Genomic DNA, 20698 nt, shown 5'->3' on the forward strand with positions numbered 1-20698 from the left:
GGTCGTCTTCCCTGAACCCATGGCGGGTTGCGGCTCGACTGTGCTGAAAGTGGAATGCAGATTAGCACCGGGCGCGACGAACGGCCCAATGATTAAAGGTGAAAGAGTGTCTTGGGGGGCGCAGGGTTCGAAATTTTCGCTGTGCATTCAATCGCCTTCGCGAGCAAGCCCGCTCCCACATTGGAATGCGTACTCCTGTGGGAGCGGGCTTGCCCGCGAAGGCGGCATAACAGCCACCACAAAATCAGGAATACTGGACCTCGATCTCATCCAGCTGATGATCAAAGCTTTTGAGCCGCGCAGTCCAGGTGTACACCAGCACTTCGAAGTCGCGGTTGATCACCGCTCCGCCCGTCACCTCCGCGCGCGGGTCGCAGACGTCCAGTTGATAACGTTCGCGGGCCATGGCCGTGGCGACATCGGCCAGCTCCCGGGCATTGCTGAGCCAGTGCCGACCGTCGTCAGCCACTTGTCGGTCAAGCGCCAGGCATTGTTTTTTCAGGTTTTCGAGGCTTTTTTCCAGCGGCGTGCCGGTCAATTCGCCCATGACTTCCTGAAAGGTGCGCCCCGGTTGCCAGTAACTGCCCCAGAAATAACGGTCGAACACCGTTTCGACACGACGCAGCGCCACCTTGGTGTCCCAGATCAGGACCAGGGTCTTGCCTTGTTCGAGTTGTCTTTTCTTGATGCGTTGGTTCTGGACCGAGGCCCAGGCCACCACTGCAATGGACATCACGGCAATCAGCGCGGCGGCACTGTCGAGGAACGCCAGAGCCTTGTCGATCTGGTGGGCCAGCATGATGCCGTAGAAATAGGTAGCCGACAGCAGCACCAACGCCACGATGGCGCACCAGAAGCCAAGAGCATAAGGGTTTTTCATTATTGGTTTCCCCCTGAACTGCGCGAGCCTTGTGCGAAGAAAAGGCGCTTTGCACGAGGCGCCCCTCCAACACTTCAAAGCATAGCAACGGCCTCAGGGTTTGCCGGAGTTCGACGCTTGCGTTCGTCCGCTTTCCCATCCGCCGCCCAAAGCGAGGAACAAATCGATCTGACTGGCGGCAACCTGGGTGTTCGCGGCGGCCAGTTGCGCCGTGACGTCGATGTAGGTGCGGGTGGCTTGCAGGTCGGCCAGGAACGAGGCGCGGCCGGCCTGGAAGAAGCGATGGGTCTGGTCGGCCGCCAGTTTTGCCGATTGTTCGGCATCGGCCAGTGCGTCGCGCCGCTGCAGCAATGCCGTGTACTGGGCCAGGCCGGTCTGGGTCTCGCGAATGGCGTTGAGCACCACCCCATCGAAATGCGCCAGGGTCGCCTGGGTCACCGCTTCGGCTTCGCGGATGCGCGCCCGGGCGCCGTTGGTCGGCACCTTCCAGGTCAGCGACGGGCCGAAGCCCCAGCGGTTGGTAGACGGATCGCCCAGATCATCCAGGATACCGACTGTACCGATGGTCGCGCCGATGCTGATGTTCGGGTACAGCTCACCCGTGGCGACGCCAATGCCGGCCGTCGCGGCCGCCAGCCGACGCTCGGCCTGCCGTACATCGGGACGACGCTTGAGCAACGCGGCGCCATCGCCCACCGGGACCAATTGCGCGATTTTTGGCAGCTCGTCGCAGGTGGCGGTGCCGGCCGGCAGTTGGTCCACCGGCTTGGCCAGCAACATCGACAAGCGATACAGCCCGGCCTGACGTGCGGCCTCATAGCGCGGCATGTCGGCGCGCAGGGATTTGAATTGGGTCTGCGAGCGGGTGACCTGGGTTTCGTCGCCACGCCCGGCATCGCGCAGACGCTGGATCAGCGTAGTGCTCTGGGCTTGCAGGTCGAGGGAATGCTGGGCGATTTCCCGCTCTTCATTGGCCGCGCACACCTGGGTGTAGGCCCGAACCACGTCGGCCACCACGGTGATGCGTGCCGTATCGGCGGCGGCCTGCGTCGCATCGGCATTGGCCTTGGCCGCTTCGATACCGCGTTGCAAGGTACCGAACAGGTCGAACTGGTAGGACGCGCTGATGCCGATGTCGCCAATGTTGGCCACCGGTACTTTTTCCGGTATCAGGAACGCCTGGCCGGACTCCTGCAAACGCTGGGCGCCCATCTGCACGCCGCCGCTCCAGCCGCCCGCCGCTTCCGCCTCGTCGACCTGAGCGCGAGACCGCGACAGGCTGGCCGCCGCCACGCGCAAATCGGTGTTGGAGGCCATGGCCTGCTGCACCAATTGGTCGAGTCGCGGATCCTTGTACAGGCGCCACCAATCGGCCGGCACTGGCGCGGAGACCACCGTTTTACCGTCGACCGCCAGATCGCCCTGCAAGTCTGGACGATGGACAGCCGCCTCTTCAGGCAAGTGATAATCCGGCCCGACCATTTGACACGCCGACAGCAGCAAGCCTAACCCGGCGACCGCCAAACCCGAGGCCTTGCTCATTGCGCCGGCTCCCGTTGCTGATCGTCGATGATCGATACCGTGGCGGTGCGCCCGGCGATCATGCGGAAATCTTCCGGCACGTCATCGAAGGCGATGCGCACCGGAATCCGTTGGGCCAGCCGCACCCAGCTGAAGGCCGGGTTGACGTTGGGCAGCAGGTTGTTGCCGCTGGTGCGGTCGCGGTCTTCGATACCGGCGACGATGCTTTCCACATGCCCGCGCAGACGCGCATTGTCGCCGATCACCCGGATGTCGACGCTCTGGCCGATATGAATGCCGTTCAGTTTGGTTTCTTCAAAATAGCCATCGATATGAAACGAGTTGCTGTCGACCACCGACAACACCGGACGCCCGGCGCTGACGAACTCCTGGGCCCGTGGTGCGCGGTCGTTGATGTAGCCGTCCACCGGGCTGCGGATCACCGAGCGGTCGAGGTTGAGCTGCGCGCTGTCCACCGCTACCTGGGCTTCCATCAAGGCCACTTGGGCGCGGGCCACTTTCGACTGGCTTTCTTCCAGTTGCTCACCCGGCACCAGGTTGCCCAGGCCCTTGTTCCGCTTGGCTTCACGCTGGGCCTGGGCCAGGGTTTCTTCGCGGTCGGCGACTGCCGCTTTCGCCTGGCGCAGGGCCAGCCTGAAGCGGTCAGGATCGATGCTGAACAGCACCTGGCCGCGCTTGACCAACTGGTTGTCGCGCACTTCCACTTGCTGGATCAGCCCGGACACGTCCGGCGCGATTTGCACGATGTCGGCACGGATGTGCCCATCGCGGGTCCAGGGCGCGAACATGTAATACATCACCATGCGCCAGACCACGACAACGGCGAAGCTCACGATCAGCAGGGTCAACACCACGCGACCCAGGGTTAGAAACGGTTTTTTCATGTCATCAGGTATCGACTGAGTGAGTCCACGGCGCCAAGCAACAAGGCGTAGAGGGCCACGTTGAACAATGCCCGGTGCCAGACCAGACGGTAAAAGTGCAGGCGCGTCAGCACCCCGTGCACCAACAGGTACAACACATACGTAATGCCCATCAGCACCAGCAGCGTGGGCAGGAACACCCCGCTCAGATCCAGGTCACCGATCATAAAGGCGCTCCATCAATGCCATGGGGAATCGGTTCTTCGGGCTCGGCAGCACCGACGAACTCTACGCCGGGCAAGAGTGCCAGGCGCAGGCCGCTCAGGGCGTGCAGCAGATGCCGACGGGTTTCATCATCGCCGGCACCGCTGAGGGCGCGACGCGTGCGGTCGAGGGTCATCAGCAACGGGCTCGGTGCCTGTAAGCGCTCACCGGCCTTGAGACAGGCCGTGAAGTACTCGCCAACCTCGGCCACCACCTGGCGCAGCAGCACCTGCGGCACCCCAAGGACCCGCGGCGTATAGGCGAGCAGGTCCAACAGATTCAGCGCTACCCGCACTTCCCGCAGCGCCACGCCGGAGTCCTGGCCGGTCATGGCCAGGCGCGGCAGATGCTGCATCAGCCGATCGAGCATCCGTATGCCCAGAAGCCGATGCTCAGACAACGTGGCCGGCTCGGAGAGGCCGACAATGTCACGCCAGCTGAAACGGGTCAGGCGCTTGGCTGCCAGTTCGGCACCGAACGGCCGGGCGATCAGGGTCCAGATGAACGCGAACAGCAGCCCCATGGGACCGGCCAGGTTGGAGTTGGCGAAACTGAGGAAGTCCGCGTCGTAAGCACCCTGAATGCTGATGAAGGACGAGGTGTTGACCAGGGTCAGCAGCATGCCCAGGTAAAACTGCGGTTTGACCGTCAGAGTGCCGACGCAAATGAACGGCACGGCAAACGCCAGCACCAGCATCGGGAAGTCATGCAAGTTGGGCAGCACCAGAAACAGATAAAGGCTGGCGAACACCACCGACATCGCCGTCCAGAAAAAGAACCGGTAAATCTGCGGCGCCGGATCATCCATCGAGGCGAAGAAACTGCACGCCACCGCTGCCAGGATCACGGCGCTGCCGCCATCGGTCCAGCCCAGCAGAATCCACAGCACCGAAGCAACGATTATCGCGGTGACGGTAGAGGCCGCGGAGTAAAACATCAGGCCGCGATCCAGGAACGGCGATAGCCGCCCCAGCCGCCAGTGCCGATACACCGCGCGCCAACTGTCCTGGCTCTCGCACTGGATGGCGTATTGCAGGCTGCGGCAGTCCTGCCACAAATCGATCCACTCGCCGAGACGGTAAATGGCGTTGGAGAACAGCAGTTGCTTGCGGTCATCCAGCGCTTCGGGGGTGGGTTGCAGGGCTTCCAGTTGATCCTTCAGTGCTTGCCAGCGGTCGAGGTCGGCATCCTTGTGCCCCAGCCATTCGGTGGTGGCCGTCAGCAACGGCGCGAACTTATCCACAAGCTCGGGCGTACGTCGTTCCAATGCGTAAAGCGCGTCGTCGAGGGCATCGATCACTGGCAACAGGTGAATCATCCGTCCGCGCAATTCCTTGGTGTTGCGCACTGTCTGCGGACGCGAGCCTTCGTGGGGCAACTGACCGATCATCAACTCCAGGGAATTGAACGTGGCGACCATTGACGCGCGCAACCCGCTGACTTCTTCAGGCTGCACGTTGCGGCTGAGGAAGCGCAGGCTGTAGGTCGATGCATCGGTAAACCATTTGCTCACCGAATCATTGAACACCGGCGCCAGGCGCCGGGGCCAGAACATGGCACCGACCACCGCCGCCACGGCGATGCCAAGAAAGATTTCTTCGGTCCGCGCTTCGGCCACGTCCCACACCCCCAGCGGGTTGTTCACCACCGGCAGGGCGATCAACGGCAAGGTGTATCCGGCGAGCATCAAGGCGTAGTTGTTCGCGGTGCGCAAATGCAGGGACAGAAACAGCAGCGTCCCGGTCCACAGCGCAATCACCACCACCAGCACGTAGGGGCTCTGCACGAACATCGGCACGAACAGAACCGCCGCCGCAGCGCCGACAAAGGTGCCGACCGCCCGGTACAGCGCCTTGGAACTGGTAGGGCCGAGAAACGGGCTGGAAACGATGTACACCGTGGCCATCGCCCAGTACGGACGCGGCATTTGCATGAGCAGGGCGATGTACAGCGCGATCATCGATGCGGCGAAGGTACGGACCCCGTAGAACCAGTCCCGCGCCGGGGGCATGCCTGCGAAAAATCCGTTCAAGAGTTGGCCACCGATGGCGGCGTGGCCGCTTCAAAAGCTCTCAGTACCCGCAGCGTAGCTTCCAGATCACTCTGGTCAATGCCTTCCAGGACTTCATGGCGCAAGCGCACCAGCTCCACTTCGACCGCCTGCACCAGCTCCCGGCCGGTTTCGGTCAGGCTCAGGCATTTGGCGCGACGATCCTGTGCATCTTCGGTGCGGCAGACGTAGCCGCCATGGCACAACTGATCGAGCAGGCGCACCAGCGACGGGCTCTCCATCCCTGCTGCCTGGGCCACTGTCACCTGACGCACACCCTCGCCCAGACGCCCGATCATCAACAGCGGAACGGCGCAGGCTTCGGAGATTCCATAGTTGGCCAGCGTGGTCTGGCAGATTTTGCGCCAATGCCTGGCGGCCACCACCATGGCGCTGCTGATGTTCATCTGGAGAACGTCGAGATTGTTCGGCACGAGGGACAATACACACAGTTAGTTTGCTAACTATCAATATTGCATTGGAGGGGATTTTCCGTCAAGTTTTGAAACAAATACGTAACAGCGACCTGCCGAGAGCCCTCAACGTTTCCTGGCGCGCTCATACACCACACTGCGTTCGCGCTTTCCTACTGCAACGACAGAAACAACGATGCGCTCATCTATCAACTCGTAGACGAGTCGATATCCCGATGACCTCAGCTTGATCTTGTAGCAGTCAGGCATGCCATGCAGCGCGTCAGACTGGATTCGAGGCACCTCAAGCCGCTCTGACAGTTTCTTTTTGAATTGCTCACGTACTGTGTGCCCCAGCTTGTCCCATTCTTTGCGTGCAGACGGGAGAAATTCGAGCTTATAAGTCATCCAGCGTTACCGGGATCGGCGTTTCATGACGACGAGAACGCACGAGTTCCGCCAACTCCAAATCATCCAGGCGCTCCATCATGGCTTCGAACACATCGGCAGGAACCATGTAGCCCATGACGCGATTGTGATTGAGCACCGCGACGGGCCCTCCATGGGCGCCATTCAAAACGGCAGAGGGGTTTTTCTTTAGTTCAGACACGCTGACAGCCATATCGGCCAAAACATTTTGCATAATTAAGACCTCAAATAAGGTCTTAATTTTGGTCAATTAGTTCGATCAGAGCAACCTCTGTGAACCGCCGCCTATCCGTTATTTACACCCCCCGCCCCTTCCTCAACATCACATCCAGTTGATCCACCACCTCCGCCCAATCCGCGTCATCGAGAATCTCGTCCCGCAGGAAGTCCGCCTGGCACTTACTCCAGAAGAACGCATCGGCCAGTTGCAGATCCGGCTTTAGTGGTGAATGGGTAGCAATGAATTTATCGATGCTTTCGGCGTCGTCCGGCAGGCCGAGTTGTTTGAACAGGGATGGCAGGTTGTGGGTCGGGCTTTCCATGTTGAACTCCGGTGAATTTATCGAGGGACCGCTGCGCGGTCATTCGCGGGCAAGCCCGCTCCCACAGGTTGATCGCAGCCCATGTGGGAGCGGGCTTGCCCGCGAATGACGTCAGTATTGACGAAACAAAACTCAATGACTCAACTCCCGCACCTCGGCATGCGGCACCATTTTCAGAAACTCGAGCATGTCCATGCGCACCAGGTTGACGTGGTTGCCGGCCTCCAGATAGATGTCTTTCTGCCGGGTCAGCAGCGGATCGATCACCACCTCCAACCCATAGGACTCACCCAGCGCCGGTACGGCACCGCGTTCGCAATCGTCGAACAGGTGCGCCAGGTTGCTTTCGCGGGAAACCTGCCACTCACCGCTGCTGCGAACTTTGCTCAGGTCCAGGTGACGGCTGGCGGGCAGCACGGCCATCAGGTAATGCCCATGGTGATCGTCGAGGATCACCGATTTGGCCACCCGTTCGGCAGGAATACCTGCGACCCGCGCCGTTTCAAGGCTACTGGCCGAGTGTGGGTGGCTGACGATGTCATATTCGCATTGAGCCTTTTCCAGGCTTCGCTGCACGGTTCTTGCCATACGCATGATGCACCTCGGTGTCCGCCGTGATTGCTGGCAGACGATGGTTAAAGCTTTGCTTGCGTAGTAAAAGTCTAGGCCCGCTGGCGCGATCCGGCGGGAAATCCGCCCATCGGATATCGACGGGAATTGAGCAAAAATCATACAGGCCAAGGCTCAACTAAACTGTATGCAGAGCCACTCCACGACTCTCCCGGAGGGTCAAGTGAACACGCGTTGTTGTGCAGTTGCATTGCTGTTGGCGTTGAGCGGATCGGCCTGCGCCGCCGACACGGTTGTGGTGCTGGTGCCCAACCCCATCGGGATCTGGCTGATCACCTTCGGCATCGCGTTTCTGATCGCCGAGGCGGCCCTGCCCAATTACGGTGTGATCGGCCTGGGCGGCATCGTGATGTTCGTGATCGGTGCGGTGATCCTGTCCAATACCGAAGTGCCCGTGCCGCTGATGATCGGCCTGGGACTGATCAGCGCGCTGTTGCTGACCTACCTGGTGTTTCACGCCCTGAAGACCCGACCGCGCCACATTGTCAGCGGTGATGCCGGGCTGGTCGGCAGCGTGACGGCGGTGACGTCATTGCAGGCCGGCAACGCCTGTGGCGGCTGGGTGCATCTGCAAGGAGAACGATGGCAAGTGCTCAGCGCAACGCCGCTGCAACCCGGGCAACAGGTGCGGGTGGTGGGGCGCAAGGGTTTGCTGCTGCAAGTGGCCGCGGCTGACGCGGCGCCGGGCGGAGAATAGTCATGGGTTTGCAATTGGGTCTTGTCGCGCTGCTATTGTTGCTCATCGCACTGGCGGGGGCGACGTTTCGCATCCTGCGCGAGTACGAGCGCGGGGTGGTGTTCCAGCTCGGGCGCTTCTGGCAGGTCAAGGGGCCCGGCCTGATCCTGCTGATTCCGGTGGTCCAGCAAATGGTTCGCGTCGATTTGCGCACGGTGGTCCTCGACGTACCGGCGCAAGACGTGATCACCCGCGACAACGTTTCTGTGAAGGTCAATGCGGTGCTGTATTTCCGCGTCCTCGATCCGCAAAAGGCGATCATCCAGGTCGAAGACTTTCTGATGGCCACCAGCCAATTGGCTCAAACCACCTTGCGGGCGGTGCTCGGCAAACATGAACTGGATGAACTGCTCGCCGAGCGTGAACGGTTGAACATCGACATCCAGCAAGTACTCGACGCCCAGACAGACGCCTGGGGCATCAAGGTCGCCAACGTCGAGATCAAGCACGTGGACCTCAACGAATCGATGATCCGCGCCATCGCCAAGCAGGCCGAAGCCGAACGGGAGCGGCGAGCCAAGGTGATCCACGCCGAAGGCGAATTGCAAGCCTCGGAAAAACTCATGCAGGCCGCCGAAATGCTTGGCCGCCAACCGGGGGCCATGCAGTTGCGCTACATGCAGACCCTGAGTTCGATTGCCGGCGACAAGAGCTCGACCATCGTCTTTCCGCTGCCGATCGAGTTGCTCAAGGGCATGGCGGACTTGTCATCAAAACCCTGAGCGCCGACCGGTTCAAGGCCTGGGCAGCACCGCGGACTCACCGAGTCAGGTCAACAGACGATCAAGGCAGGCCTCCACCGTTTGTATCCTCACATCAACGTGCCGGGGCATGGGCCACCGGGACCGTAATATCACCAGCCGCCCAAGCCGCTTCGCGGTTGGCCAGGGCCGTGGCGATGGACTGGACTTGCGTCGACTGCAACTGATCCGGCAGCGGATCGAGGCCGGCGCTGGCGAAAATTTGCCCATAGGCATTGCGCAGGTCGGCGTAGGACAGGTCACGACGCAGATCGGCCTGCAAGGTGTTGAGTTCGCCCTGGATCAGATCCAGCTCGCCGATGCCGTCCGCCTGGTGACGATTACGCAACTGACCGACGATTTGCCCGTCGATGTCCGACAATTGCTGATTGGTCTTGAACTGGCGCAAAGCCTCGCGGTAGTTGGCATTGGCCACATACAGCTGCGCCAGCACCGCAATCGACATCGCCTGACGGCGCGCGGTGGCGACTTCTTCACCGGCCTTGGCCACGTCGATCGCCGCAGGAGCCGAGATCACGTTGAACAGGTTCCAGGTGACTTTGACGCCGTAATCGGCCCAGCCTTGCTCTACCAGGAACGAGTTGCTGTCGTAATGTCCGCCAGCGGAGAACTCCAGGCCCGGCAGCAGGCGCAACATGGCTTTGCGGGTCTCGGCAGCGCTGATGCGGGTCTGATAATCCTGTTCGCGCAGTTCCGGGCGGCTGGTCAGGGCTTCCTGTTCGAGGCTGGCCAGATCGACCTTGAGCTCGGGAATCTCATAACCGTTATCGGTCGCCAGGGTCAGCTCAGTCCCCATCGGCAGGTTGATCAGGGTCGCCAGTTCGGTCTTCGCCAGAGACAACGCACGACGCTGCTCTTCCAGTTGGCGTGTCGCTTCGATCAGCGAACGCTGATAACCGAGGGCCTGCACCGGATCGCCAATGCGTTGCTGGCTCATGCTCTGGCTGTCGTTGCGCGCGGTTTCAACCCGCGCCATCAGGCTGTCGATCTGCGTGAGCAGGCGTTCAGCGGCCATCGCCCGCCAATACGCCGAGCGCACGTCCTGGACGATGGTGTTGATCACCTTGCGCCGACGCTCCTGAACGATCAGGCGCTGGTCGCCTTGCTGCTTGGCGCTGATGTAACTGACACCAAAATCGAGCACGTTCCAGACCATGGTCAGGTCCGCTACATCACGGTCGCGGTCCTGGGAAGTCGAAGGCTCCAGGGACTGTGTGCCGGTGCGCACACTCTGGCTGCTGGAGGCGTTGACGTTGTTTCGGCCCACGTATCCGGCGTCCAGCGCCATGCGCGGCAGCATGTCGAAACTGGCGAGGTCGAGCTGACGCTTGGCCAGGGCCTCCTCCATGATTTTCAACCGGCCTTCGAGGTTGTACTTCACCGCGCGGGCCATGGCCTGGTGCAGGGTCAACGGGCCGCCAAGAGGCTCCTGCCCCTTGTACATGTTTTGCAGGTCACTTTTGGCCCGCTGCTCACTGACACTGCGTTCGATCGGTTCACTGGTGACCGCGCATCCGCTGATTGCCAGTGCCAGAAGACTGGCTCCAAACAACTTATGACTTCTATTCATCCTTGCATCGCCCCTGGGTGCCGCATCAAAAGTGAAAGTTCTCTTCAGGCCTGCATTTCGCTGATGCCGGCCAGTTTCAAAGCGGCGGCCAGGTTGACGACCTGCTGCTGCTCGTTGTCTTTGAGCTGTTGCAATTGCTGACCCAGGGTCGGTGCGCCAAACACCCCGCGCAGGCCCTGGGAAACATCGCCGGACTTGATCGACTGACTGCCGAAGGCGTTCAACGAATCGCGCTCGCTACTGCTGTCCTGATTGAACAGGCTCGATAGCGTGCTGGTGCTGAACACACCGCCATCGCCGCCGCCGAAACCGAGGAAACCATTCCCCGAGCCATCGCCTCCGCTGTCATTGCTGGTGAAAACCTGTGCAATGAAACTCGGGGTCAATGCGCCGTGGTTCATGAAAATGTCGCCCAACGGCCGGATACCGTTGCCGATCACTCGTTGTTCGAACAACGGCTGGAAGGTCAATGGTGAAGTGAGGTTGCCCGTCGGAGGCGTGAAAATGGTCGGTTGCAGCGGCACGTCAGGCACATCGGACAGCGTCACCGGGGTGCTGCTTTGGAACTCGGGGTCTACCGTTACGACGACAACCGATGAGGTCGGCACCGTGTTGATGACAATGTTGTCGGACTGGCTCACGCCGCTGCCACTGTTGCCGGCCATGTCACTGATACCGGCGCGGTTGATGCTGATCGCATTGCTGGCGATATTGACGTTGGCGGTCGGCGTCAGCATCGCGGTCCAGGTCTTGCCGCCATCGCTGCTGCGCAGGTCAGACAAGGTGCCGTTGGCAATACTGATGTCGGACAAATCAAAACCGCTGACCGCTTCGCTGAAGGTGATGGTCACCTGCGAGGTCTGGCCCACGCCCAGGTTCGGATTGGCAACCACGACGGTGGCGGTCGGCAGTTCGCTGTCGAGGGTGTAATTGTTCGACACCGCCACGGTGTTGCCCGTGTTGCCCACCAGATCGGTGACGTTGCGGGTGTCCAAGGCGATGAAGTTGCTTGGGTCGGTGACATTGGCTGTCGGCGTGAACGTCGCCGTCCAGGTCTTGCCGCCATCGCTGCTGCCGAGGTTGCTCAGGTCGCCGTTGGTCACGCTCAGGTCGGACAGATCGAAGTTGCTGACGGCCTCGCTGAAGGTGAAGGTCACCGTAGTGGTCTGACCGATGCCCAGGTTCGGGTTGGCAACCACGATGTTCACCGTCGGCCGGGTCGCATCGAGCGCGTAGTTGTTGGAGATGGCGATACTTGCGCCGAGGTTGCCGGCGGCGTCCTGCACGCGACCGGTGTCGAGCACGATCAGGTTGGTTGTATCGCTGACATTGGCAGTCGGCGTCAGGGTCGCGGTCCATGTCACGCCGCCATCGCTGCTGCTCAGGTTCGACAGCACGCCATTGGCAACACTGATATCCGACAGATCGAAACCGCTCACCGCTTCGCTGAAGGTGATGGTCACGGTGCTGGTTTCGCCGATGCCCAGTTGCGTGTCGGCAACCACGATGGTGGCGGTCGGGCGCTGGGTGTCGATGGCGTAGGTGTTGGAATCGGTGGTGCCCGACCCGATGTTGCCCGACCCATTGGCCACGCCGCTATTGTCGAGCGTAATCAGGTTGCTGGCGTCGGTAACGTTCGAGGTTGGCGTAAAGACCGCTGTCCAGGTGATGCCGCCGTCGCTGCTGCTGACGTTGCTCAATGTACCGTTGACGATGGCCAGGTCGGCGTTGCTGAAACCGCTCACCGCCTCGCTGAAGGTGATGGTCACCATGGTTGTTTCGCCAGCCTTGAGCGCCGTGTCGGCGATCACGATGCTGGCGGTCGGCACACTGGTTTGCACCAGGTAATTCGCCGAGTTTGTCACCCCGCTCCCGGCGTTGCCTGCCGCGTCGGTGACACCGGTGTTGTCCAGAGTGATGAGGTTGGTGGTGTCGGTGATGCTGGCGGTCGGCGTGAAAGTCGCCGTCCAGGTGACGCCGCCGTCGCTGCTGCTCAACCCGCTCAAGCTGCCGTTGGCGACGCTCAGATCGGAACTGTCCAGACCACTGACCGCTTCGCTGAAGGTGATGGTCACCAGGGTCGTTTCGCCGGGACGCAGGTCGGTGTCGGCCATGACAATGGTCGCGGTCGGGCGTTGGCTGTCGATCGTGTAGTTGTTCGAGTCCGTGGTGCCGCTGCCGGCGTTGCCCGCCGCATCCTGAACACCGCTGTTATCGAGCTGAAGGAGGTTGCTGGTGTCGGCGATACCCATCAACGGTGTCAGGATGGCCGTCCAGGTGATACCACCGTCGCTGCTGCTCACCGCGCTCAGGGTGCCATTGTCGATGGTCAGGTCGGCGTTACTGAAACCACTCACCGCTTCGCTGAAGGTGATGGTCACCAGCGAGGTTTCGCCGATGCTCAACGCCGTGTCGGCGACCACGATGGTGGCGGTCGGGCGCTGGGTGTCGATGGCGTAGGTGTTGGAATCGGTGCTGCCGCTGCCGGCGTTGCCGGAGGCGTTTTGCACACCGCTGTTGTCCAGGGTGATGACGTTGCTGGTGTCAGTGATGGCGCTGGTCGGGGTGAAGGTCGCGGTCCAGGTGATGCCGCCGTCGCTGCTGCTGACGGAGGTCAAGGTGCCGTTGGCGATGGTCAGGTCGGCATTGGAGAAGCCGCTGACGGCTTCGCTGAAAGTGATGGTCACCAACGACGTTTCACCGATTTTCAACGCATTGTCGGCCACCACGATGGTCGCCGTCGGCAGCACGGTGTCGATGGTGAAATTGGCGGAGTTGGTCGTACTGGTACCCGTGTTGCCCGCCAGATCGGTGACGCCGCTGTTGTCCAGGATGATCAGGTTGGTCGTGTCGTTGATCGCAACGTTCGGCGTGAACGTCGCCGTCCAGGTAATGCCGCCGTCGCTGCTGCTCACCGCGCTCAACGTGCCGTTGGGAACCGACAGGTCGGCGTTGTCGAAACCGCTCACCGCCTCGGAGAAGGTGATGGTGACCAACGAGGTTTCACCGGCACTCAGCGTCGGGTCGGCCAGCACAATCGTGGCGGTCGGGCGGACCAAGTCGATGGCATAGTTGTTGGAGTCGGTAGTGCCGCTGCCGGCGTTGCCCGACAGGTCGCTGACCCCGGTATTGTCCAGGGTGATCAGGTTGGTCGTGTCGTTGATGCTCGCCGAAGGCGTGAAGGTTGCAGTCCAGGTAATGCCGCCGTCGCTGCTGCTCACCGAGGTCAAGGTGCCGTTGGCAATGGTCAGGTCGGCGTTGGTGAAACCGCTGACCGCCTCACTGAAGGTGATCGTCACCAATGAGGTTTCGCCGATGCTCAACGCCGTGTCCGTCACCACGATGGTCGCCGTCGGGCGCACGGTGTCGATGGCATAGTTGTTGGAATCGGTGGTGCCGCTGCCGGCGTTGCCGGAGGCGTTTTGCACGCCACTGTTGTCCAGGGTGATGACGTTGCTGGTGTCGGTGATGGCGCTGCTCGGGGTGAAGGTCGCGGTCCAGGTGATGCCGCCGTCGCTGCTGCTGACGGAGGTCAAGGTGCCGTTGGCGATGGTCAGGTCGGCGTTGGAGAAACCGCTGACGGCTTCGCTGAAGGTGATGGTCACCAGCGACGTTTCACCGATTTTCAGGGCAGTGTCGGCGACCACGATGGTGGCGGTCGGCAACACGGTGTCGATGGTGAAATTGGCGGAGTTGGTCGTACTGGTACCCGTGTTGCCCGCCAGATCGGTGACGCCGCTGTTGTCCAGGATGATCAGGTTGGTCGTGTCGTTGATCGCAACGTTCGGCGTGAACGTCGCCGTCCAGGTAATGCCGCCGTCGCTGCTGCTCACCGCGCTCAACGTGCCGTTGGGAACCGACAGGTCGGCGTTGTCGAAACCGCTCACCGCCTCGGAGAAGGTGATGGTTACCAACGAGGTTTCACCGGCACTCAGCGTCGGGTCGGCCAGCACAATCGTGGCGGTCGGGCGGACCAAGTCGATGGCATAGTTGTTGGAGTCGGTAGTGCCGCTGCCGGCGTTGCCCGACAGGTCGCTGACCCCGGTATTGTCCAGGGTGATCAGGTTGGTCGTGTCGTTGATGCTCGCCGAAGGCGTGAAGGTTGCAGTCCAGGTAATGCCTCCGTCGCTGCTGCTCACCGAGGTCAAGGTGCCGTTGGCAATGGTCAGGTCGGCGTTGGTGAAACCGCTGACCGCCTCACTGAAGGTGATCGTCACCAATGAGGTTTCGCCGATGCTCAACGCCGTGTCCGTCACCACGATGGTCGCCGTCGGGCGCACGGTGTCGATGGCGTAGTTGTTGGAATCGGTGCTGCCGCTGCCAGCATTGCCCGAGGCGTTTTGCACACCGCTGTTGTCCAGGGTGATGACGTTGCTGGTGTCGGTGATGGCGCTGGTCGGGGTGAAGATCGCGGTCCAGGTGATGCCGCCGTCGCTGCTGCTGACGGAGGTCAAGGTGCCGTTGGCGATGGTCAGGTCGGCATTGGAGAAACCGCTGACGGCTTCGCTGAAAGTGATGGTCACCAACGACGTTTCACCGATTTTCAACGCATTGTCGGCCACCACGATGGTCGCCGTCGGCAGCACGGTATCGATGGTGTAGTTGCCGGAACTGGTGGTGCCGCTGCCGGTGTTGCCAGCTATGTCGGTCACGCCGGTATTGGCCAGGGTGATGATATTGCTGGCGTCACTTATGCCTGCTGTCGGGGTAAACGTCGCGGTCCAGGTAATCCCGCCGTCGCTGCTGCTGACTGCGCTGAGCGTGCCGTTGGCGATGCTCAAGTCACTGTTGTCAAAACCGGTCACCGCCTCGCTGAAGGTGATCGTCACCAGTGAAGTTTCGCCGGCACTCAGGGTCGCGTCCGCCAGGACGATAGTGGCCGTCGGGCGCTGGCTGTCGATGGCGTAGTTGTTGGAGTCGGTGGTGCCGCTGCCGGTGTTACCCGCTGCATCCTGCACACCGCTGTTGTCCAGTGTGACCAGGTTGGTTGCATCAGTGATGCCCGCCGTCGGCGTCAGGGTCGCGGTATAAGTGATGTTATCGCTGGTGCTGAGACTGCTCAGAGTACCGTTGCTCACCGTCAGATCGGCCGTGGTAAAGCCAGCCACCGCCTCGGAGAAGGTGATGGTCACCACCGATGTCTGACCCACCGCCAGTGCCGAGTCAGTCACCACGATGGTCGCCGTCGGGCGCTGGGTGTCGATGGCGTAGTTGTTGGAATCGGTGGTGCCGCTGCCGGCATTGCCCGAGGCGTTTTGCACACCGCTGTTGTCCAGGGTGATGACGTTGCTGGTGTCAGTGATGGCGCTGGTCGGGGTGAAGGTCGCGGTCCAGGTGATGCCGCCGTCGCTGCTGCTGACGGAGGTCAAGGTGCCGTTGGCGATGGTCAGGTCGGCATTGGAAAAACCGCTGACGGCTTCGCTGAAAGTGATGGTCACCAACGACGTTTCACCGATTTTCAACGCATTGTCGGCGACCACGATGGTGGCTGTCGGCAGCACCGTATCGATGGTGTAGTTGCCGGAACTGGTGGTGCCGCTGCCGGTGTTGCCGGCGATGTCGGCCACACCGGTATTGGCCAGGGTGATGACATTGCTGGCGTCACTTATGCCTGCGGTTGGCGTAAACGTCGCGGTCCAGGTGATGCCGCCGTCACTGCTGCTCACCGCAGTCAGGGTGCCGTTGGCAATGGTCAGGTCGGCGTTGGTGAATCCGCTCACCGCCTCGGAGAACGTGATGGTCACCAGCGAGGTTTCGCCCGCTGCCAGTGTTGTATCCGCCAGCACAATCGTGGCGGTCGGGCGCACGGTGTCGATGGCGTAGTTGTTGGAATCAGTGGTGCCGCTGCCGGCGTTGCCCGCCAGATCCGCGATGCCGGTGTTGTCCAGGGTGATCAGGTTGGTCGTGTCATTGATACTCGCGGAAGGTGTGAAGGTCGCCGTCCAGGTGATGCCGCCGTCGCTGCTGCTCACCGCAGTCAACGTGCCGTTGGCGATGGTCAGGTCGGCGTTGGTGAAACCGCTGACCGCTTCACTGAAGGTGATCGTCACCAGCGAGGTTTCGCCGATTCTCAGCGAGGTGTCCGTCACTACGATGGTGGCCGTTGGCCGCACGGTGTCGATCGCATAGTTGTTGGAATCGGTGGTGCCGCTGCCTACGTTACCGGTGCCGGCAGCCTGCACACCGGTGTTGTCCAATGTGATCAGGTTGGTAGCGTCGGTAATGCTGACGGTCGGGGTGAAGGTGGCAGTCCAGGTGATGCCGCCATCGCTGCTGCTCACCGCGCTCAACGTGCCGTTGGCGATGGTCAGGTCGGCATTGGAGAAACCGCTGACGGCTTCGCTGAAAGTGATGGTCACCAGTGACGTTTCACCGATTTTCAACGCATTGTCGGCGACCACGATGGTGGCTGTCGGCAGCACCGTATCGATGGTGTAGTTGCCGGAACTGGTGGTGCCGCTCCCGGTGTTGCCGGCGATGTCGGCCACACCGGTATTGTTCAGGGTGATGACGTTGCTCGGGTCACTCACGCCGACGGTTGGCGTGAAGGTCGCGGTCCAGGTGATACCGCCGTCACTGCTGCTCACCGCAGTCAGGGTGCCGTTGGCAATGCTCAGGTCGGCGTTGGTGAATCCGCTCACCGCCTCGGAGAACGTGATGGTCACCAGCGAGGTTTCGCCCGCTGTCAGTGTTGTATCCGCCAGCACAATCGTGGCGGTCGGGCGCACGGTGTCGATGGCGTAGTTGTTGGAATCAGTGGTGCCGCTGCCGGCGTTGCCCGCCAGATCCGCGATGCCGGTGTTGTCCAGGGTGATCAGGTTGGTCGTGTCATTGATACTCGCGGAAGGTGTGAAGGTCGCCGTCCAGGTGATGCCGCCGTCGCTGCTGCTCACCGCAGTCAGGGTGCCGTTGGCGATGGTCAGGTCGGCGTTGGTGAAACCGCTGACCGCTTCACTGAAGGTGATGGTCACCAGCGAGGTTTCGCCGATTCTCAGCGCCGTGTCGGTAAACACGATGCTGGCGGTCGGGCGTACGGTGTCGATCGCATAGTTGTTCGAATCAGTGGTGCCGCTGCCGGCGTTGCCCGCCAGGTCGCTGACCCCGGTGTTGTCCAGGGTGATCAGGTTGGTCGTGTCGGTGATGCTCGCAGTCGGGGTAAACGTCGCCGTCCAAGTGATACCGCCATCGCTGCTGCTCACCGCGCTCAAGGTGCCGTTGGCAATCGTCAGGTCGGCGTTGGTGAAACCGCTGACCGCTTCACTGAAGGTGATCGTCACCAGCGAGGTTTCGCCGATTTTCAGCGCATTGTCCGTCACCACGATGGTTGCCGTTGGCCGCACGGTATCGATGGCGTAATTGTTCGAATCGGTGGTGCCGCTGCCAGCGTTACCCGCCAGATCGCTGACCCCGGTGTTGTTCAGGGTGATCAGGTTAGTCGCGTCGTTGGTGCTCGCGGAAGGTGTGAAGGTCGCAGTCCAGGTGATGCCGCCGTCGCTGCTGCTGACCGCGCTCAAGGTGCCGTTGGCGATGGTCAGGTCGGCGTTGGTGAAACCGCTGACCGCTTCACTGAAGGTAATGGTCACCAGCGAGGTTTCGCCGATTTTCAGCGCATTGTCTGTCACCACGAGGGTGGCCGTTGGCCGAACGGTATCGATGGCGTAATTGTTCGAATCGGTGGTGCCACTGCCGGCGTTGCCCGCCAGGTCACTGACCCCGGTGTTGTCCAGGGTGATCAGGTTGGTCGTGTCGGTGATGCTCGCGCTTGGCGTGAAAGTCCCCGTCCAGGTGATGCCGCCATCGCCGCTGCTCACCGAGGTCAAGGTGCCGTTGGCAATGGTCAGGTCGGCATTGGTGAGACCGGTGACGGCCCCGTCGAACGTGATAGTCACCAGCGACGTTTCGCCAATTTTGAGGGCCGTATCGGTGAACACGATGCTGGCGGTCGGGCGTACGGTGTCGACGATGTAGTTGTTGGAGTTGGTGACACCGACGCCGGCGGTGCCCAGAAGGTTAGTCACTCCGGTATTGTTCAGGGTGATGACGTTGGTCGTATCGGAAATACTGGCGGACGGCGAAAACGTTCCCGTCCAGGTGAGGCCGCCATCGCCGCTGCTCACCGCAGTCAAGGTGCCGTTGGCGATGGTCAGATCCGCATTGGTGAAACCGGTCACGAACTCGGAGAAGGTGATCGTCACCAGGGACGTTTCGCCGATGCTCAGTGTGGTGTCAGCGACCACAATGGTCGCGGTCGGTGGCGGTGCATACGCGGTGTTGAGTATGCCGCCGTCGTTGTAGATGGTCGCGACAGAGGTCGGCGAGGTACCGGTTGTACCTCCGCCCTGCGCGGTACCGCCTGTACCACTGGCCGCAGCATTACCGGCCAGGGCGGCGAAGTTGGCGGCCGTGATCAGCAGCGTACCTTTGTTCCAGACCGCACCGACGCCCCGGCCACCAATGCCGCCATTGCTGGCATTGCTGCCTTGGCCACCACCGCCGCCGCCACCGCCGCCGGCACCAATGTTGTTGCTGATGGTCGACGTGCCGACGATGGTGATGGTGCCGCTGCTGGCGTTGTAGATCCCACCCACTGCGTTCCCGCCGGCGCCACCGACCTTGTCCCAACCGGCGCCGCCGCCACCGCCGCCAATGGAAATCGTGCCATTGGTGGCCGTCGAACCGTTACCGCCGTTGCTGTAATAGGAAACGCCTACGCCACCAGCCCCGCCAGTGGTGGTACCGCCGCGACCGCCCATGTGGGTGGCGTCATAACCGCCGCCGTAACCACCAACACCGCCGCCGCCCGCCTGGCCGCCCAATGTGCCGGTGCCCGGCCCTGCCGAACCGCCATGCCCGCCGCCCTGGCCGCCCAAACCGCCGCCGCCACCACCGCCACCGCCGTAAAAAGCGCCGGTGACACCGCCGCCACCACCGCCACCGGAAGCGGCGTTGGAGGTCACGGTAACGTTGTTCAGGGTCAGAATCCCTGCGTTGAAAATCCCCCCGGCCATCGAACCCGTGGCACCATAGCCACCATTGCCGCCCGTGCCCGACACCAGGCCACGGGTGATCACCAGGCCATCGAGTTTCACGGTACTGCCAGCCGTCACTTCAATCACTCGGGTCCTGTACTGACCGTCGAGAATCACGTCAGCCGCGCCGTCGTTGTTCAAGTCGCCATCAACGGTGATGTTCTTGTTGATCAACAGTTCGGAGGTCAGCTGCACCGTCATGCTGCCGTTAAAGGTAACGATATCGCCGTTCTGCGCCGAGGCGATCGCCGCGCGCAACGAACCGACGCCGGTGTTGGCGTTGGTGGTGGCGGTCCAGGTGGCCAGGCCCCACTGATAGTCGCTCATGGCCGTGGTCGAGAGGGCATTGGCGCTCTCGATGTTGCCGGTGGCAATTTCCAGATCCCAGTCACCGCCAATACCCGTGCGGTTGTTCGAAGCCGCTACATCGCGGCCGGTCATTTGCGCCAGCGAATCGACGAAGCTCAGGCCACGCTCGCCATCGGCGGTGTAGCAACCGTAGATCAGGATGTCGCCGCCGGCGTTGATGTCCTTGCCGATTTCCGCCAGCACCGCGCTGCGGGCGGCGACGTTGTCGGCCGACAGATAGCTGTCGCCCAGCCACAGGTCGCCGGCGTTGCCGTGGGCGATGATCTGCACCGAGCTGATGCCCTGATGCTGATCCAGGTATTGGGCAATCTGTTGTAGCCCATCCGTGCCTGCGTCCAGTTTCACGACCTGGGTCCCGGGGGCGACGCCTGTGAGCAGGCTGTCGGCATCTTTCACCCGGGAGTCGACGAACACCACGCTCTGCCCGGGCACCGCAACGGGGCTGGCTGTCGGTGTGGCATCGGCCTGGCCATGGGTATCCTTGCTCGCCGTCGGGTGATCGGCAGTCGGCGCCTTGGCGGCATCGGCTGTGGAATGGCTGTCCGCCTGGGCGGCGGTATCGGCCACCGTGGCGGCGACGGCGCCGTCGAACAGCATGCGTGGTTCAAGGGACATAATCA

General features: G+C 61.8%; 14 protein-coding genes. 2 read left to right on the top strand and 12 right to left on the bottom strand.

What is annotated here, in order from left to right:
- Positions 1 to 244: 244 nt before the first annotated feature.
- From AC07W4_RS09450 to AC07W4_RS09495, 10 genes are all read right to left on the bottom strand, one after another.
- Complete coding sequence (locus tag AC07W4_RS09450) at positions 245 to 880, bottom strand: NADH:ubiquinone oxidoreductase subunit N (protein ID WP_495032250.1); 636 nt, start codon at positions 878 to 880, stop codon at positions 245 to 247.
- Positions 881 to 973: 93 nt separating this feature from the next.
- A complete protein-coding gene (locus AC07W4_RS09455; protein ID WP_495032251.1) occupies positions 974 to 2422 on the bottom strand; it encodes an efflux transporter outer membrane subunit in 1449 nt (482 codons plus the stop codon).
- Positions 2419 to 3306: an efflux RND transporter periplasmic adaptor subunit gene (locus AC07W4_RS09460; RefSeq protein ID WP_495032252.1), complete on the bottom strand. Its 888-nt coding sequence runs from the start codon at positions 3304 to 3306 to the stop codon at positions 2419 to 2421. Before AC07W4_RS09460 ends, AC07W4_RS09455 begins: the two co-directional genes overlap by 4 nt.
- Positions 3303 to 3512: a DUF1656 domain-containing protein gene (locus AC07W4_RS09465; RefSeq protein ID WP_007987399.1), complete on the bottom strand. Its 210-nt coding sequence runs from the start codon at positions 3510 to 3512 to the stop codon at positions 3303 to 3305. Before AC07W4_RS09465 ends, AC07W4_RS09460 begins: the two co-directional genes overlap by 4 nt.
- On the bottom strand, positions 3509 to 5581 hold the full coding sequence (locus AC07W4_RS09470) for an FUSC family protein (RefSeq protein ID WP_495032253.1): 2073 nt from the start codon (positions 5579 to 5581) through the stop codon (positions 3509 to 3511). Before AC07W4_RS09470 ends, AC07W4_RS09465 begins: the two co-directional genes overlap by 4 nt.
- Complete coding sequence (locus AC07W4_RS09475; protein ID WP_046040691.1) at positions 5578 to 6006, bottom strand: MarR family winged helix-turn-helix transcriptional regulator; 429 nt, start codon at positions 6004 to 6006, stop codon at positions 5578 to 5580. Before AC07W4_RS09475 ends, AC07W4_RS09470 begins: the two co-directional genes overlap by 4 nt.
- Positions 6007 to 6138: 132 nt before the next feature.
- Entirely contained in the window at positions 6139 to 6420 is a 282-nt protein-coding gene (locus tag AC07W4_RS09480) for a type II toxin-antitoxin system RelE family toxin (protein ID WP_495032254.1), read from the bottom strand.
- Positions 6410 to 6655 (bottom strand): type II toxin-antitoxin system prevent-host-death family antitoxin, encoded by a 246-nt coding sequence (locus AC07W4_RS09485; protein ID WP_007975643.1) that lies wholly within the window; start codon positions 6653 to 6655, stop codon positions 6410 to 6412. The genes AC07W4_RS09480 and AC07W4_RS09485 overlap by 11 nt, the downstream gene beginning before the upstream one ends.
- Positions 6656 to 6737: 82 nt before the next feature.
- A complete protein-coding gene (locus AC07W4_RS09490; protein ID WP_116264418.1) occupies positions 6738 to 6983 on the bottom strand; it encodes a DUF2789 domain-containing protein in 246 nt (81 codons plus the stop codon).
- Between the two features lie 132 nt (positions 6984 to 7115).
- Positions 7116 to 7577, bottom strand: coding sequence for an aminoacyl-tRNA deacylase (locus AC07W4_RS09495; protein WP_008049939.1), 462 nt, complete (start codon positions 7575 to 7577; stop codon positions 7116 to 7118).
- A 199-nt stretch (positions 7578 to 7776) separates the two neighbouring features.
- Here AC07W4_RS09495 and AC07W4_RS09500 point away from each other — a divergent pair, with 199 nt between their 5' ends.
- Together AC07W4_RS09500 and AC07W4_RS09505 are read left to right on the top strand one after the other, a co-directional pair.
- On the top strand, positions 7777 to 8310 hold the full coding sequence (locus tag AC07W4_RS09500; RefSeq protein ID WP_495032255.1) for an NfeD family protein: 534 nt from the start codon (positions 7777 to 7779) through the stop codon (positions 8308 to 8310).
- A 2-nt stretch (positions 8311 to 8312) separates the two neighbouring features.
- Positions 8313 to 9071 (top strand): slipin family protein, encoded by a 759-nt coding sequence (locus tag AC07W4_RS09505; protein WP_442097752.1) that lies wholly within the window; start codon positions 8313 to 8315, stop codon positions 9069 to 9071.
- 94 nt (positions 9072 to 9165) lie between these two features.
- Here AC07W4_RS09505 and AC07W4_RS09510 read toward each other — a convergent pair whose 3' ends face one another.
- Positions 9166 to 10680, bottom strand: coding sequence for a TolC family protein (locus tag AC07W4_RS09510; RefSeq protein ID WP_495032256.1), 1515 nt, complete (start codon positions 10678 to 10680; stop codon positions 9166 to 9168).
- A 44-nt stretch (positions 10681 to 10724) separates the two neighbouring features.
- Positions 10725 to 20675 carry an Ig-like domain-containing protein gene (locus AC07W4_RS09515; protein ID WP_495032273.1) on the bottom strand — a complete coding sequence of 3317 codons (9951 nt, stop codon included), beginning with the start codon at positions 20673 to 20675 and terminating at the stop codon, positions 10725 to 10727.
- Positions 20676 to 20698 lie beyond the last annotated feature (23 nt).

The sequence above is a fragment of the Pseudomonas sp. GW821-FHT02A08 genome (assembly GCF_059422045.1).